Annotated in this window: 9 protein-coding genes, 2 rRNA genes and 1 pseudogene (1 of these 12 running past the window's edge); 1 reads left to right on the forward strand and 11 read right to left on the reverse strand. The window is 54.1% G+C overall.

Features of this window, described 5'->3' with window-relative positions; all coding sequences use genetic code 11:
* Window positions 1–198: pseudogene (locus AUK29_02825) on the reverse strand (hypothetical protein).
* Window positions 199–258: 60 nt separating this feature from the next.
* Window positions 259–852 (reverse strand): hypothetical protein, encoded by a 594-nt coding sequence (locus AUK29_02830; GenBank protein ID OIP65366.1) that lies wholly within the window; start codon window positions 850–852, stop codon window positions 259–261.
* A 129-nt stretch (window positions 853–981) separates the two neighbouring features.
* Here AUK29_02830 and AUK29_02835 point away from each other — a divergent pair, with 129 nt between their 5' ends.
* A complete protein-coding gene (locus tag AUK29_02835; GenBank protein OIP65358.1) occupies window positions 982–2,124 on the forward strand; it encodes a hypothetical protein in 1,143 nt (380 codons plus the stop codon).
* Between the two features lie 155 nt (window positions 2,125–2,279).
* Here AUK29_02835 and AUK29_02840 read toward each other — a convergent pair whose 3' ends face one another.
* The 9 genes from AUK29_02840 to AUK29_02880 form a co-directional block, all read right to left on the reverse strand.
* Entirely contained in the window at window positions 2,280–3,737 is a 1,458-nt protein-coding gene (locus tag AUK29_02840; GenBank protein OIP65359.1) for a hypothetical protein, read from the reverse strand.
* Window positions 3,737–4,954, reverse strand: a complete 1,218-nt coding sequence (locus AUK29_02845; protein OIP65360.1) for a hypothetical protein — start codon at window positions 4,952–4,954, stop codon at window positions 3,737–3,739. Before AUK29_02845 ends, AUK29_02840 begins: the two co-directional genes overlap by 1 nt.
* On the reverse strand, window positions 4,954–6,609 hold the full coding sequence (locus tag AUK29_02850; GenBank protein OIP65361.1) for a hypothetical protein: 1,656 nt from the start codon (window positions 6,607–6,609) through the stop codon (window positions 4,954–4,956). Before AUK29_02850 ends, AUK29_02845 begins: the two co-directional genes overlap by 1 nt.
* Window positions 6,609–8,162, reverse strand: a complete 1,554-nt coding sequence (locus tag AUK29_02855) for a pilus (MSHA type) biogenesis protein MshL (GenBank protein OIP65362.1) — start codon at window positions 8,160–8,162, stop codon at window positions 6,609–6,611. The genes AUK29_02850 and AUK29_02855 overlap by 1 nt, the downstream gene beginning before the upstream one ends.
* Complete coding sequence (locus AUK29_02860) at window positions 8,159–8,596, reverse strand: hypothetical protein (protein ID OIP65363.1); 438 nt, start codon at window positions 8,594–8,596, stop codon at window positions 8,159–8,161. Before AUK29_02860 ends, AUK29_02855 begins: the two co-directional genes overlap by 4 nt.
* Window positions 8,593–9,123 (reverse strand): hypothetical protein, encoded by a 531-nt coding sequence (locus AUK29_02865; GenBank protein OIP65364.1) that lies wholly within the window; start codon window positions 9,121–9,123, stop codon window positions 8,593–8,595. Before AUK29_02865 ends, AUK29_02860 begins: the two co-directional genes overlap by 4 nt.
* Window positions 9,124–10,479: a hypothetical protein gene (locus tag AUK29_02870; protein ID OIP65365.1), complete on the reverse strand. Its 1,356-nt coding sequence runs from the start codon at window positions 10,477–10,479 to the stop codon at window positions 9,124–9,126.
* Window positions 10,480–10,711: 232 nt separating this feature from the next.
* Window positions 10,712–10,822: ribosomal RNA gene (gene rrf / locus AUK29_02875) — 5S ribosomal RNA — on the reverse strand.
* Between the two features lie 90 nt (window positions 10,823–10,912).
* Window positions 10,913–12,500: ribosomal RNA gene (locus AUK29_02880) — 23S ribosomal RNA — on the reverse strand (it continues 1,396 nt past the right edge of the window).

The following is a 12,500-nucleotide window of genomic DNA, read 5'->3' on the forward strand; positions in this document are numbered from 1 at the left end:
GATCCTGTCGAAATGCGTCCATGCGCCGATTTCCCATTTTTTCCCGGCATCCATGATAAATTTCTTGGCCCTGGCGCCGGCGATCAGGTCCTGTCCCTTGAGAACCGCTCCCAGAATAATCCCGATGATCACGAGGACAATGGCGAGCTCGATCAGGGTGAATCCTTTTTCTTCCCTCAACACGCTTGGTTTTTTCATAATTTCCTCCAATTTAGAATATTGATTCTCTACCTGCACCAAAAATGGGTGACGATATCCTTAAAGTTTAAAATAGAGGTTCAAAGGGGTTGCGCTGGTATAGACGGCGCCGGCGCGGATCGTACCGGCATCGTAGAGCCCGTCATCGTACAGCGTGTCCAGTGACTGGCCGATATCGGGCGGGATACTGGTCATGCCGATCCAGTTTGTCAAGAGCCCTTGCACGGTAGCATAGCCCACGCCCACCGCACCGCCAAAGGGGTTGGCAGGATTATTAGGCAGGCTCCCCCCGATGATATTTGACGCCCTGAGGTGCTCCCAGAGGCCGCAGGACTCGCTTGAAGCAGGGCTTACACAAGCAAAGTCCACCACCCCCGCCACTGCCGGGTCAATAAGGCCGTCTCCATTCCCGCCGGAATAAAGACCCCCGAACCCCGTCCTTCCGGCAACGGTATTGTCATCTCCGGGCAGCTTGGTGTATTTATCCACATAGGTATAAATTGCGGCAAATACTTCTCTTTGAAGATTATACGTTCTTTTTGTCTTGGCATTCGTGATCAGCTCCTGCCCCTTGAGCACGGCGCCGAGGATGATGCCGATGATCACAAGAACAATGGCAAGCTCAACAAGGGTAAATCCTTTATTATTCTTCACCATACCATTTCCTCCTCTCCAAATATCAAACTTCATGCTGTTGATCATATTCTATAATTAACTGCTTGTTTCGTATTTATATTATAATTTTGACAGTAGGTGCGGCCGATTGCCACAAAAGGAGAACGGATGAGCCTTCTCGCTGAACTGCTTTCAAAGGCCAAGGGGACCCTAAAAGGGAACAAGGACATTCCCCCTGCGCTGAAAGAGCTGATCTCCCCGAAAAGAGAAAAAAAAACGACTTCAGGACTTTTTCTCTTCATCGGGCTTTTGATCATCTGCTCCATAACCGCAGGCTCCTGGTTTGTATATTTCGTGCACGAAAAAACCGGCAAGGCTCCGGGACCGGACGTATCCGCATTACATCAACCTTCAAGAACCGCCGCCCGGGAGCAGGAAGAAGATCAGCCCGTGCCTTTGGTAAAAACCGCAGACCGGGAAAATACCCCGGCCCCTGTTCCGGAAAAAGCGCCCGGCCCACAGACCGGCGAAGAAACAGAGAACAGCGGCGCCGAAGGTCCTCCCATGAACTCCCAAGCCGGAGGAACTGAGCCTGCAGAACATCCGGAGGATACGGCCCGAAAAGAAGCCGGCCAAGCGCCCTTGATCAGCCGGGAAAAGGCCGCAAGAGCCGTTCCGCCCGCTGAAGACCTGAGAGAAGTAAAGGAAACCCGTGGAGAGGCCGCGGCCTCAAACCCGGCCGGTGGCAATGATACGGAGGCGGCCGCTTCCATCTATTCAGCCTTGCAGTTTGAGGAACAGAGAAAATACCCCGAGGCGCTGGCCGAATATATGAACGCCTTGAAATACAATCCGAACAGCCCCTTGATTCTCAGCAACATATCCTCTCTTTTTCTCCAAATGGGGGTCTATGAAAGCGCCCTGCAGTATGCAAGAAAAGCGCTGGCCATCAACGGCGCCTATGTTCCAGCCATGGTCAACTCTGGGGTATCCCTTGCAGGACTGAATAAAAATGAAGCGGCGGAACGCCTTCTTAAATCCGCCGTGGATTCCGAGCCCTACAACAGGAATGCCCTCTACAACCTCGGACTTCTGTATGAAAAACAGGGAAAGTTTAAAGAGGCGTTGAGCCTGTATCAGAACCTTGTGAACACCGGCGAGAGTGATGCCTATATCCACATGGCAAGGGTCCTGGAGCTTTCCGGACGCAGGGAAGAGGCCATGGGTGTTTATTCAGGAATCATCCGTTCCGCCCTAATTTCAGAGTCCGTGAAGAAGGAAGCGGAGCAAAGTCTTGGCAGGCTGAAATAAAGGATACGGCTTCATAAGATGTTTCCCCTCCCTCGTGGGAGGGGACTGAGGGGAGGGGGAGGCTAATCCAATCTCACCCTCACCCCAACCCTCTCCCATCAGAGGGAGAGGGAGTTCTCAGGAGACCATCATTGACCATAAAACTCCTTTCGCCTTCATTCCCCGGACGTGAGCCTGAGCACCTTCGAGGAGATCCATCCGGAGTTGCCGTCATCAAGATCCACCCGGCGCCAGAGAATCCCGTCCACGTCGGCCGTCTCGTTCCTAAGACGGACATTCTCACCTTGCTGGACATAAGCGATCTTTTCGCCGTTCAATCCCGGGGTCTCCCGCACATTCGCTGAATGAGAGATGATCATGGCGGACATCGGGTCCGCCCTATTTTGATCCGCATGATTCTGAATTTCATTGGGAGGCGCCGAAGCAGGACTGAATATCCCGCCTCTTGCGTCTTCACCGGATTCCTGTTTTCCCGCTTCCGGAGAAGGAACCGGATGGTTGACCTTGGGGTGGGATTCTGTTATTTCCTCAACTTTCATCCGAGCCGGGCATTTATCCGGCCGAGCGGAGTCTCCCGGGGAGGGCCCGATTGCCTCAGCTTCCGCCTGGATCGGCTGTTCATCGGATCGGGCCGTGTTGACATGGGACGACTTGATGGCCTGAACCATTGCCTCGGCATGGACGTCGGAGACGATCCTGCCGGCATACGACCTGACCCATCCCGTGGAGACAAAATAAAATACCACGGCCAGCGCGAGCCCGGCCGCAAACACGGGCCTCGCCAAGGGCTTTCTGATGCGTCTCTTCTCTTCAAGCTTCAGGCTCTGCACGGCGTATTGCACATGTTTCGGCTCGATCTCCCCGGCCTCCTCAAGGAACGCCGACATGAGGGTCCGGGTCGTGATCGTGTTGATGAGCCGGGGGATGCCCTTGGAATACTGGTCAATCCGCCTGATGGCGGCATCCCTGAACCTGACGTGTCCTCTCCCGGCCTTGGTCAGCCTGAAGGAAATATAATCCCCGACCTCCTTGATGTCGAGAGGGTCAATGTTCATGCGCGTGATGATCCTCTGATCAAGCTGTCTGAGCTGCGGCGACCGGAGACGGGCGGCAAGTTCCGGCTGGCCGACCAGGATGATGTGGAGGAGCTTCTCCTTTTCGGTCTCCAGGTTGGAGAGCAGGCGCAGTTCCTCCAGGGTTTCGTCAGGAAGGTTCTGCGCCTCATCCACCAGGATGATCACGGCCCTCCCTTCAAGAGACTTCTGTATGAGAAAATCCCGGAACGTCCGGATGACCTCGTTCTTGTTGGCTGATGCGCACTGGACGCCGAGATCCTCGAGCATGGCCATGAGAAATTCTCCGGGTGACAGCCTCGGGGTGAGGACCATGGCGATTTCAGCCTTGTCCCGGTATTGCTCAAGAAACACGTTGAGAAGCGTGGTCTTTCCGGCGCCGGGCTCCCCGGTCACAAGGCAGAACCCTTCCCTATGGTCGGTGCTGTACCCCAGGGAAAGGAGGGCGTTGTGATGGCTCCTGGACGCGAAAAAACACCCTGCGTCAGGCGTGATCCTGAAAGGCTCTTCGTTCAGTCCGTAGTAGGTGAGATAGTCCATTATACCTTCCCCATTTTTGAGATCAGATCATAAACCGGCAGAAGCAGACCGATGATGATGACCGCGAACATGATCCCGAGGACAATGATGATGATGGGCTCCAGCATCTTGCCGAGCCGTTCCGAGATGTCGTCCAGCTTTTTGATATAGAATTCCGACAGGAATGTATACTGTTCTTCCAGCGTCCCGCTGGTCTCCCCCACGTGCGTCATCCGGAGGAGAAGGGGAGAGAAGAGCCGCTGTTTCTTCAGGGCGTCCGAAATGGCGGAGCCCGCAAGGACCTCTTCCCTTGCCCTGGTAATCGCGTTCATGTAGACGGCATTCCCCACGATTTCCGAAACCAGTTCCAAAGAACGGTCAATGGTCAACCCTGACCGGATCAGGATCCTCATCTGCTCGGTAAAGAGGCCAAGGATCTTGTTCTCTACAATGAGCTTCATGATCGGGATCTTGAGCTTGGCGAGATCAATATAATAAGCGGCCTTGCTGTTCCGTTTCATCAGTTTGATCATCCCATAGAAGATAAACGGCAGCAGCATCAGAATCGGCCAGAACTTCTGCGTAAAATGGCTCGCTACGATGAGGAACCGGGTGACCCCCGGTATCGCCACCTGCATGTCCTGAAAGAGCGAGAGAATCTTCGGCAGGACATAGACGAGCCAGAAGATCATGGCGCCCATCGCGGAGGTAAAGGCAAAAATGGGATAGACCAGCGCCCGCTTGATCGCAGAGACCAGGTCTTCGACTCTCCGAAGATGACCGGCCACGTCCCGAAGGCTCCCTTCGAGGTTCCCGGTCTCTTCACCCACGGAGACGAGCCGGATGAAAATATCCGGAAAGATCACCGCATGCATGCGGACCGCATCGCCCAAGGATGCGCCCAGGGAGATCGTGTTCCGAATCGTTTCAATTTTCTTTTGAAAATATTCGTTCTCGGTCGTTTCAGCAATATCCGAAAGCGCCGTGAGAAGGGGGATACCCGCCTTGATCATGACGGCGAGGTTGTTCGAGAACTCGATCATGTCCTTTCTCTTCACCCTCCTGGCATGAAAGCGGTCCAGGAGCGGCGCAGCATAGGCGTGGGTCCGTCTGATATCCAGGATATACAGCCCGGACGTTTCGGTTGCATGGTAGACGTCATCAAAGTCCATGGCCTCGACGACGCCCTTGACCTCAACACCCTCATTGGTGACGGCTTTGTATTGATAAAACGGCATCAGCCTGCGACCCTCAATACCTCTTCGATGGTGGTCATCCCGTTCCTGACGTTTCGTATCCCGCTTTCGAGGAGAAATCTCATCTTCTTTTTCACCATGGTATCCCGGATGGTCCTGATGGACGCGGCCGTGGATACCAGCTCTTTGATTTCATCGTCTACGATCATGATTTCCCCTATGGCAATCCTCCCCGCATACCCTGTTCCATTGCATGCCTTGCAGCCCGCTCCGACAAATGCGGTCTCGATCTGCTCATCGGCGCCCGCAAATTTCAGCCTGAGCATGTCTTCCTCCGTCGGCCGATGTTCCTTCTTGCAGTACGAACAGATCTTCCGGACAAGTCGCTGAGACACGATCGCAAGGAGCGAGGACGAAAGGAGGAACCGGTCCACGTTGAGGTCAATCAGCCTCGGAACCGCGGTGATCGCATCGTTGGTGTGAAGGGTCGACAGCACCAGGTGCCCCGTGATGGACGCCCGTATGGCGATCTTTGCGGTCTCCTCATCCCGGATTTCACCGAGGAGCATGACATCGGGGTCCTGGCGCATGAAGTTCCTTCCCGCAAGGGCGAAGTCATATCCCGACTTCTCGTTGACCTCGGTCTGCCTGACCAAGCTCAGCCTGTACTCCACGGGGTCTTCGACGGTCAGAACATTCTTCTCAAGGATGTTGATCTCCCTCAGGGCGGCATAGAGCGTGGTCGTTTTCCCGCTCCCCGTGGGCCCGGTGATCAGGATAATCCCATAGGGTTTCTTGAAAAGGGCCTGAAGCATCCGAGTCTCCTCTTCAAAAAAACCCAGGGCGCTGAGCCGGACCAGAGGCCCGGCGCCTGAGAGGACCCGAATCACCACGTTTTCACCGTAGATGGCCGGGACCGTGGAGACACGCATCTCATAGGTCTTATTGAGGAAAGGAAACCTGAACGACCCGTCCTGGGGCAGCCTCTGTTCCGAGATATCCAGCTGGGCCATGACCTTGATCTTGGAAATCACACCGCTCTGGGCGGTCTTGGGGTAGCAGAGCCCGTGCTGCAGCACGCCGTCTATCCGGTAAAAGACGTGGACGGTCTGCAGTTCGGGGGCGATATGAATGTCCGTGGCCTTTCTGTGGATCGCATTCATGATGGCGAGCTCCGTGAGATTGGAGATGCTCTGAGCCGTCACCGTCTCCGCGGTCTTCACGGCCTGGACCGCCGCATCGAGTCTCGCCTCGATGGGGTGCTGCATGAAATAGTACGCCCGGTCGATCATGTCGTAATAGGCGTCTGAATCAATGACAAAGACCTCGGGAGGCATCTTGGTGATCTGGGCGGCCGTGTCGATGGCAAGCACATTGCTGGGATTGATGATGCCGATCGTCAGGCGTCCCGCCTTGTAATCGATGGGCATGAAACCGATCCTTTCGGCCACGTCCTTGGGAACGAGCCTGAGCGCCTCTTCGGATATGGCATACTCATGAAGGTTCAGATAGGGGATGCCGGCCTGTTCGGAAAGGGATTTTGCCACCTCGGCCGACGACACGAAACCGATCTTGATGAACGTATCACCGAGGAGATCCCCGGTGATCTTCTGCTGGGAAATGGCAACATTGATCTCCTCCTCGGTGATGAGGCCCTTCTCTTTTAAAAGTTGTCCGATCCTCTTGGGCGCCGCCATTATTCCGCCTTCTCCACCATGGGCTTGAGCATGATCACCAGCTCGGTCCTCTGCTCCACCTTTTCCGTGGTCTTGAAAAGGGAGCCGATCATGGGAACCTTCGACAGGAATGGAACACCGCTCTCCCTGTCCGATTCCTTCCGGTTGATGAGCCCTCCGATGATGATCATCTCCCCGTCCTTCACCCGGACGGTCGTGCTCATTTCCCGGAGGTCCACGGTCGGCAAGGACAAGGAAACGTTGTTGGTTCCGACCGTTCCGAGCGCCTTCTCCTCAAGGCTGATCAGATCGGTGACGATGGGCGTGATGGTCATGGAGACGTTCCCGTCTGAGTTGATGTACGGCACAATGCCGATGATCAGGCCGGACAAGATGCTGCTGGTTTCGATGGTGAACGTCACGACCCCGGTCGAAGCAGCCGAAGTCGATGTCGTGGTCTGAACCCTCGAGATGAAATTGGTGTTTCTCCCGACACTCAGCATGGCCGTCTGTCCGTTCATCAGACTGACCCTCGGGTTGGAAAGGACATTGACGTTCCCCTGCGTCTGAAGGGCCTTCAGGAGCATGGTGGAATCCACACCGGTAATGCCGAACTGGAAGCTTGGTCCCGTTGACGACACCACACTGTTGAAACTGGACGTCCCGACGCTCACCTGGCCGACCTTTTGCCAGTCTTTGATGAATTCCCAGTCTATCCCGTACATGAGACTGTCGGAGAGCTGCACCTCAACGATCCTCGCCTCGATCATGACCTGCCGGTTGAGGCTCTCCCTGGTCTTGTCCAGAAAGTTTTTCACCTTCTCCAGCGCCCCCTTGGATGCCGTAACCATAATGGTGCCGGTGATCCGGTTGATGCTGAAAGAGGGCTTGAGCCCGGCTTCGTCAGTCTTGATCAGGTCCGAGATGGATTCCGAGACCGCCTTCCAGAGGTCCTGCGACTCCTCGCTTGTCTTCCCCTCGATCTTGACGTCTCCCTTCAGGTTCGTCGCCGTCGTGGTCGATGACGCGGCCGTCCCGGTGCTGCTGCCGCCCGAGGCGCCCGACGATGTCCCGCCGAGGATATCGCCGCCGAGAGAGACGGAATAATTGTTGATCATGGAAGGATGACCCAGCTCAAAGATCCTGGTATCCTGCGCCTTGATCACGAGGAGGTTGTTCCTCACCTCATAGAAATAATCCACCGAAGAGAACAGGATATCAAGGGCGTTCTTGATGTTCACGTGGTTCAGGGTGACGGTGACCGGAGCGTCAGGGTTGACTCCTTTTTCCATGACCAGATTCAGCTGCGCGGCATCCGAGACGATCTTGGCCACGTCCCTCAAAGCGGCGTTCCTGACCGATATGGAGATGATCCTCTTGTTCAGGGGAGAAATATCCTCGGATATGGGCCTGAATGACGGGACCTGCACTGCAGGAGGAAGCGCCTCCTCCGGAAGAACCTGGACGGAAGCCTCGGCCTTCGGAGTCTCTCCGATCTCTGTCTTCCGCATCTCTTTGGATACGCCTGAACAGGAGACCAGGAATATCAGGCAGAACATCCCTATGTTTTTCATGGTTCCTCCAGTTTCACCCATGTGGTCATCCCGTTTAAGGTGATGCCGACCTTGTCCTTCTCTATTCTGGAAATTTTTCGATTGTCCAGGATGTCCCCCTCACCGACAATGGCGTTATTGATAATCGCCCTTCTCTCATTCCTGCTGATCAGGATCAGGGAAACAACGTACCCCTTTTCAGCGCCGGGACGGTCCGTTCCCGAGACACTTCTCTGTTCGACATAAAGGGGGCCGCTCAAGCCGGCGGAAATGTCCAGTGAAGTTCTTTTCTTAATGAAACTGTCCGTAAGGACCGTGTCCGTCCTGTAACTGTAGATCTCATTTTCGGCAGGGGTCAGGCTGATCGCCATATCCTTCTTCAGCGACACGTAGAAAAAAACCGTTAGAAACAGAAACGGCAGCATGACCAGTCCCATCTGCTTCCTGCTGATCATTCGCCTCCTCCCGGAACAGGCATGACGATCTTCCCCTGTATTTTGCACAACGCCCTCTCGGGCTGGTCCTTCTGAAAAGAAAACGACGTGAACCGGAAAAAGGGAAATGCCATCTGATCAAGATCATACAATCTCCGCCATGCCTGGGAATAGGTGTCAAAGTTGAATGAAAGCCCTATGTCGAGAGCGAATTCGGAAGGCCCCCTGTCAATCGTGGTGACCGTCAGGATGTCCCCTTTCATTCCCGCCCGGACGTCGTCTATGGCCTTGAGGATGAATTCATCTCCGGGCGTCTTCCAGAACCTCGCAGGCCTCAACCCCCGAATCTCCTTCACCCTGAGCGCCGCTTCATCCGTGTCCTTCTTCATCTGCAACTTCTTGGCATGGAGAACACCGCTCTTTTCGATGATCGTTCCCAGGGACCTGTTGTATTTCATCACGGTCACGTTGAAGCCGAGAAGGATCGAACATAGGATCCCCATGATCAAATAAAAGGGCAGTTGACGCGCAAGATATTTTCCGTACATTCAATGCTCCCCGGTTTCCTGATACCCTGCCTCAAGGGTGAAGCTTTTGTCCTGGAGGGATATCTTGCCGTCCGCGCTCTGGATCCCCCCGATCCTTTTCAGCTCCGCGATCACACGTTCAAGGGATTTCTGAGCGCCGTACAGATCCTCGGATTCAATATGCCCGTTGATGCTGAGCCTTAAATCAGAGTTCGCCTCATCTGTCCGCACATCGAGGTTTCGTATGTTCATTCCCCTTTTCTCCAGGCCGGAGAGCTTGTACATGAGCGTGGACGCAGAGGGCAAAGAGTTCATCCGGTTCACAAAGTCAATCAAGGGCCTCTCTTTGCTGAGCTGCTGCAGCGTCACCCGGTACGCTTCCAATACCGGCTGAAGATCCTGCTCCTGAAGACGGAGCGAGACCAGATGTCTGTTCAGGGAGGCGTACCTGAAACCATTAAAGACGAGAAGCCCGGCCAGGATCACCGAGAGGATGAGGAAGGAGGCCGTCGCACGGCGCACCAGGTTTGAAAGGCCATAGAATCTCCTGTATTCATCGGTCATCATGCGCTCGGCCCTGCCGCTCCCAAGGGCCGAGATCGGGATGAGATAATCAACGAATCTTTGTTCATCGACAAAGATCTCTTTGGGTCTGTCCATGAACGCCATGGGGATGAGGGTTTTTAAGGACGTGGAGGCCGTCTTACCCGTCCCGCCGATAAACATCACCTCCTTGGGCTCTATCCTGAGGGTCTGACGGCAGTAATTGACCGTCATGTTGATATTCTGGATGTCGAAATCAATCAAACCCTCGCCTACCGAAGGGGTGGAACGGGTAAAGAGCACCGTACCCCGATGAATCAGGACAAGGTTCTTTTTTCCTCCTGTCTCATAAAGACACAAGTAGGGCTTCTCTCCCGCAGGCAGAATTTTCAGCACCGAGAGCATATTCGGGTAGAGCTCAGATATCCTTTTTCCCCTGGAAAGGAACTTCTCCACGAGTTCGTCTATCTCGTTCTGTGAGACGTAAAAGACGAAGTATTCATCGAATTTTTTCCCGCCTTTAATTTTCTGTCCGGTCTTGAAAAAAACAAGGGTAACGGTCCCTTCGACGAGGTTCTTTTTTCTGATCTCTGAGAGAATGAGGGGCTTGACCAGGTTTTTCCTGACGGGTGGAATCGTGATCGTATCCTGGAAAAAGTTCCTAAAGTCTACACTGACCGTGAAGTCCCGAATCTTCTGCTCCGCCAGAAAGCCGTCAAACCGTTCAACCGGAAGAACCATCGCATCATGAACAGAGATTTTACTCCCCTTCAGTGCCGCGTAAACGACCTTGACCTTATCGCCTTCAAAACTGATGGAGACTGCCTGTCCCACAGGTGACCTCAGAGAGGATGTTCTGTCCGAGCACCGGCCATAATTTTTTTTTAAAACAGCCACTTAGATCAGTATAATTCAATAGTTAGTATAACAAAGTATTCATGGTGGGGCAATACTTTATTTTGACATCTATTTTTTGACATATCCCGTTACTTGTGAATCAAAGGATTCAAGACAATAAAAAAGGACAAGCACCTTATAACAAGATGCTTGTCCTCCAAAAACAATTCCCCGGCAACGCCCTACTCTCCCACAAATTTGCAGTACCATCGGCGCAGGAGGGCTTAACTTCCGAGTTCGAGATGGGATCGGGTGGGTCCCCTCCGCCATAGCCACCGAGAAATTTTATGGCTCTTGAAGGCGTCAGACACGATTCGATTGTCTCTGACACCTTTGAAAACTAACAGGCAGATTCAGCTAAAAGCAAAATAAGTGGTCAAGTCTCACGACCGATTAGTACTGGTTAGCTCAATCCCTCACGGGACTTACACACCCAGCCTATCAACCTCGTAGTCTACGAGGGGTCTTCAGGGGCCCTAAGGCCCGGGAGATCTAATCTTGGAGTGGGCTTCCCGCTTAGATGCTTTCAGCGGTTATCCCTTCCGAACGTAGCTACCCAGCTATGCCACTGGCGTGACAACTGGAACACCAGAGGTCCGTCCACTCCGGTCCTCTCGTACTAGGAGCAGCTCTCCTCAAATCTCCTGCGCCCACGGCCGATAGGGACCAAACTGTCTCACGACGTTTTAAACCCAACTCACGTACCGCTTTAATCGGCGAACAGCCGAACCCTTGGAACCTGCTTCAGCTCCAGGATGCGATGAGTCGACATCGAGGTGCCAAACCTCCTCGTCGATGTGAACTCTTGGAGGAGATAAGCCTGTTATCCCCGGCGTACCTTTTATCCGTTGAGCGACGGCCCTTCCATACAGAACCGCCGGATCACTAAGACCTGGTTTCCCACCTGCTCGACTTGTCAGTCTCGCAGTCAAGCTCCCTTATGCCTTTGCACTCTACGGCTGATTTCCGACCAGCCTGAGGGAACCTTCGCGCGCCTCCGATACTCTTTTGGAGGCGACCGCCCCAGTCAAACTACCCACCAGACATTGTCCCTGACCCGGATGACGGGCCTAGGTTAGGATCCTAGAACAGCAAGGGTGGTATTTCAAGGTTGGCTCCACCGAAACTAGCGTCCCGGCTTCAAAGCCTCCCACCTATCCTACACATGCTATCCCAAAATTCAGTGCCAAGTTGTAGTAAAGGTGCACAGGGTCTTTCCGTCTTGCCGTGGGTAGCCGGCATTTTCACCGGCACTTCAATTTCACCGAGTCCCTGGTTGAGACAGCGCGGGAATCGTTACGCCATTCGTGCAGGTCGGAACTTACCCGACAAGGAATTTCGCTACCTTAGGACCGTTATAGTTACGGCCGCCGTTTACCGGGGCTTCGGTTCGGGGCTTCGCCCGATTGCTCGAGTTGACTCCTCTCCTTAACCTTCCGGCACCGGGCAGGCGTCAGTCCCTATACATCGTCTTGCGACTTAGCAGAGACCTGTGTTTTTATTAAACAGTCGCTCCCGCCATTTTTTTGCAACTCTCCTCAGCTCGGCGTGCGAAACGCTTCACTTACTGAGAGCACTCCTTCTCCCGAAGTTACGGAGTTAGATTGCAGAGTTCCTTAACCAGGGTTCTATCGAGCGCCTTAGGATATTCTCCTCACCTACCTGTGTCGGATTTCGGTACGGTCACCAGATGAACTCGTTACGAGGTTTTTCTCGGCAGCATGGGGTCAACCACTTCCGTCCGTTCTTGCGAGCGGACTCGTCATCACCTCTCGGAGTTTGAATTGGGATCCCGGATTTTCCAAAGATCCCCTCCTACGGGCTTAAACCCTGCAATCCAATCCAGGGCTGGTCTACCCTTCTGCGTCACCCCTTCACTCAAGCGCTCACCTAGTGGTACAGGAATATTAACCTGTCACCCATCACCTACGCCTTTCGGCCTCGGCTTAGGGACCGAC

It is taken from the genome of Nitrospirae bacterium CG2_30_53_67 (genome assembly GCA_001873285.1).
GTDB lineage: Bacteria > CG2-30-53-67 > CG2-30-53-67 > CG2-30-53-67 > CG2-30-53-67 > CG2-30-53-67.

Bases quoted from the DNA above. Each gene is read 5' to 3' on its own strand.
- AUK29_02845 (OIP65360.1), bottom strand. From the start codon at position 4,954: ATGCCGTTTTATCAATACAAAGCCGTCACCAATGAGGGTGTTGAGGTC.
- AUK29_02850 (OIP65361.1), bottom strand. From the start codon at position 6,609: ATGGCGGCGCCCAAGAGGATCGGACAACTTTTAAAAGAGAAGGGCCTC.
- AUK29_02855 (OIP65362.1), bottom strand. From the start codon at position 8,162: ATGAAAAACATAGGGATGTTCTGCCTGATATTCCTGGTCTCCTGTTCA.
- AUK29_02860 (OIP65363.1), bottom strand. From the start codon at position 8,596: ATGATCAGCAGGAAGCAGATGGGACTGGTCATGCTGCCGTTTCTGTTT.
- AUK29_02835 (OIP65358.1), top strand. From the start codon at position 982: ATGAGCCTTCTCGCTGAACTGCTTTCAAAGGCCAAGGGGACCCTAAAA.
- AUK29_02840 (OIP65359.1), bottom strand. From the start codon at position 3,737: ATGGACTATCTCACCTACTACGGACTGAACGAAGAGCCTTTCAGGATC.
- AUK29_02865 (OIP65364.1), bottom strand. From the start codon at position 9,123: ATGTACGGAAAATATCTTGCGCGTCAACTGCCCTTTTATTTGATCATG.